Source organism: Roseateles sp. P5_E11 (assembly GCF_054049355.1).
In genome coordinates this window covers 1-3,742 of record NZ_JBFUMO010000560.1, presented here as the reverse complement: position 1 = coordinate 3,742, position 3,742 = coordinate 1, and the positions used below count along the sequence as shown (strand labels likewise).

At 66.4% G+C, this 3,742-nt stretch carries 3 protein-coding genes; all 3 read right to left on the bottom strand.

What is annotated here, in order from left to right; genetic code table 11:
• Window positions 1-934: hypothetical protein (locus tag ACXJKR_RS26935; RefSeq protein ID WP_457325425.1), on the bottom strand; the 934-nt coding region annotated here is incomplete at its 3' end.
• Window positions 935-946: 12 nt separating this feature from the next.
• Window positions 947-2,605, bottom strand: coding sequence for a hypothetical protein (locus ACXJKR_RS26930; RefSeq protein ID WP_457325424.1), 1,659 nt, complete (start codon window positions 2,603-2,605; stop codon window positions 947-949).
• Window positions 2,606-2,982: 377 nt separating this feature from the next.
• The coding region (gene truD / locus ACXJKR_RS26925; protein ID WP_457325423.1) for a tRNA pseudouridine(13) synthase TruD at window positions 2,983-3,742 on the bottom strand (760 nt) is incomplete at its 5' end.

Sequence of the window (3,742 nt, the reverse complement as noted above, 5' to 3'; positions counted from 1 at the left end):
CGCCTTCGTTGTCCAGCGCGGCCTTCCACACCGCCAGACGCGAGTAGTAGCCCACCTCCACGATGTTGCGGATCGGGTCGCGGAACAGGTCGATCGCGCTGAGCACATTCTTCAAGCCGCTGTCCACGGCCAGGCCCAGCCGGTATTGCACCAGCCCACCGACGTTCATCGAGCGCAGCTTGTTCAGCACGTCCAGCACGGCCTCGGTCGCTATGCCGCACATCTGCCCGATCTCGGCCAAGGTCGCCATGTCGTTGGCCCAGGACGCCACCTTCATCAGCGCCTCGACCACCTTGCGTGGCGCACCGGCATTGATGAGCGTCTCCGTCACGTGGTCGGTGATGGTCTTGCCGAAGGCCTTCCACGCGTCCTTCAGCGCCAGCACGGCCGTGCCCATCTGCACGTAGGCCGGCATCGCCGTCGCCAGCGCCCGCTCCAGCAGGTCCTTCAAGTCCTGCGCCGCCTTCTGCTCGGCTTCTTCGACCCGCAGATCCTCCTCACAGAGGTTCTGCCATTTCTTGTCGAGCGAGGAAATCAAGCCCCTGACCTTGCTGCCGTTGTCGACCAGCGCATCGCGCGATTCCGCGAGCTTCACGCTGCCGATCAGGCCCCAGAACGCCATCTCCTCGAATTCCACCTGTTCCCGAAAGCGCACGGCCGCCTCGCTGGGGGTGGAGACACCGGAGAGCATGTTGTCCAGCTTGTCCTGCGCCGCCCGCGTCGTGTCCCGGAACTTGGAGGCGTACTCCGGCGCCAGCGGCTCGGCGCTGTCGTCTTCGAGGAAGACCAGCACCATCGTCAGCACGGCGTCCCGCGCGTTGAGGTAGTCCTCGATCACGCCGGCGATGCGGGTCGATTCGGTGATGTCCAGCGTGGACTGCAGCGTGGCCAGCGCCGCACGAAGTTCGCGGCGGCGTCCGTCGAAAGATGGCATGCACGGCCCCCGTCAGATCGGTTGCAGGCTGGTGATGCGCCACGGCCCGAGCGCCCCTGGCATGCCGATGCGTTGCAGCCGCCACCAGCGGTTCACCGTGACGTCACTGAAGGCGCGGTAAACCCGTGGCGCGCCTTCGGCTTGGCCATCAAACAGGCCGATGTGCTGCATCTCGACGATGACCTCCTCAAGTCGTTGCTGGCCGGGGTACTGGTCACCCGGGATGACGACGCGGACATCGTCCTGCCAGACCGGCCTCATGTCGAAGACGCGTTCCATGATGCGCCTGCGCGCTTCCTCGAAATAGCGTGCCGGCTGCTCCACGGCGTTGGCCCGGAACAGAACCCGTCCATCCGGCAGCGATTCCACGGACCAGGTGGCAAAGAGCGAGATCCACAGATCCTGATCAGCGGCCTTGAGCGCGGCCACCATCGCCTGCATCACCACCTCGGGCTCGGCGTTGTCGRGCGGCGCCGCGGCGCCATGGTCGTGCAGCGCCTGCTCGCCGGCAAAGAGCGCCACACTGCCGTCCTGCTGGCGCAGATCGACGAACATCGCGCCGCCGACCAAGGCCGCAACCGGCTTGAGCGACAAGCCGAAGTAAGCCCGCTCGCCAACCACCAGTTGCCCCGGCCGCTCCTGCACCTGGCCGATGAGTTCGTAGCACTCGTCGATGTTCGGCAGCACCAGACGGCGGTAGCGGGCCAGCGCGTCCAGCATCTGGACTGCCTGCGGCCCCTCTGCGTCGGCGAAGTAGAAGCCGTCACGCGCGTTGCCGGCAACAAACCAGGTCCGCCCCGCCTCTCCGACCCAGTCGCGGTTGCGCAGCGGGGGCAGCAAGGCGTAGCGGCCGATCACACGGGCGCGGTCACCATGTATGGGATGCACGGCCGGAAAGAGCGGGACGATCAGGCGATCAGTGAGTTCGGCCTGCAAGGCGGCCCATTCGGCTTCAGCCTGCTGGCGTATCGCTTCGGCGCGCTGTTCACCCACCTCGCGGTAGGCCAGCGCATCGGCTGGCAGCACGACGTCAGGCCCCTGCAGGCGCAAGCGCATGGCTTCGAAATCCTGCACGATGGCGCGGGCGAACGGGCTCGGGTATTTCGCGGCCAGCAGTTGCACGCGCGGCTGCTGATCCAGCAGTTGGCGCAGCAGGAACTGCGAGGTCTGGGCCAATGCGTACAGCGGGTCATCGAGCACGGCGGCGGCCAGGGCGGCGAACTTCCCGGCCCATTCGCGCCAGCTGGAATCGAAGCCATCGTTCTCGAACATCTCGGGCGGCCCGCCGGGGCCGATCAGGATGCGGTTGTCTGCGCTGCGCGCCTGCACGGGTCCGTGCAGCGTGCCCGTCGCCTGCACCGTGAGCCAACCCCGGCCGGGCGTGGCGCGCCGACGCAGCGTCAGCGTGACGCTCGCGCCCTCGTCTTTTCCCGCATCCGCCCAGCGCTGGCTTTCCTGGTAGCCGCCGATCAGGCGGGGAGCCTCGCGCCGCGCCTCTTCAGGCGTCGAAGGGAGGCTCAGCGCCACACTGTCCACCGCGATGATCTGATCGCCACGCCGCAGGCCGCTGTCGCGCAAACCACTCAGCCAGTCGATGCCCGTCACGCGCAGCGCCGGGGGCACGGCGTCCAGCATCGGCGCGACGGTCAGGCCCGTGGTGACATCGGGCATGGTGGTTGGGCTGGCATGAACATCACGGAATCATGGTTTGAGGCGCGGCGGTCGGTCCCCCGCTGTGGAAGGGTGGCGGTAGGTGTTCGACCGGGGTCGGAGTGCTGACCGTGCGCGGTCGAACTCGCTCTGACCGCCCGAAGACGATGAAAATCATATCCAGGAACCCGAGGTTTGCTATCCAGGGCCCGCCGAGCGACTGCTGCCAGCGCTGGTGAATGTCACGACCGCCCTGGTGCCTTGAAGGTTGGAGACAGGTCGCCGCGGGGGCCACCTGCCGCATCAGGTGTGAACACGCACCGACGGGAAAGCGGCCGGACGGGAAATGGTGTGCCAGGAACAGGGTCTGTACCCTTCAACCCGAGGTGAGGACACCGTCATTCGACAGCCGCAGACTCGTTCTCTGTATGCCGGTCAGGCTCCGTGGTGCGGAGGATTTCGTTCAGAACGGAAGTGGCGTAATTCCCGGCGGGCAAAGAGAACGTGAGCACCAGTTGGTTGGCTTGCGGCCATTCCCATGACATATCCACCGGCCTGGCCACCAGGGCGCGGCGCTCCTGATCCAGACCGGCGTGTTCCATGCCGTCACACAAGGTGGCGTGACGTTCAGCCACGCCGTTTTCCAGGGCCTGCGCTTGATCGGTGGTGATCACGCGGCCCCGTCCCCACAGCGGTCCGGTGGGCCGGTCCGCCTCGTCCATCACGTCACCGGGCAGGGTCTTGCCCCAGAGTCCCTGCTGAATTCGCAGCGCCAGCGCTTCATTGAAGACGAAGGAGCGCACCGCCGACAGGTAGATGCCCTTCTTCTTCGGGTTGCGCACGCGGATTTCCCGCGCCAGCATGGCCCGGCCCTGTTCGACGTTGCCGCCGTCATGGCCGAAACGCTGAGCGCCGAAGTAGTTGGGCGCGCCATGTGACGCAACGGCCTTGAGATTGGCCTCAATGGCGTCGCGGTCGCCGGTCACGTCACGCAGCACGATGCGGAATCGGTTGCCCTGCAGATCACCGCGGCGCAGCTTTTTCACGTGGCGGCTCTGACTCAGCACTTTGAATTCCGGGTGCTGAAGCAGGGTCAGGTCGGGCATCTCACCCTTCGGCAAGTAGATGCTGAACCACTGACGGGTGATGGCGTAGCGG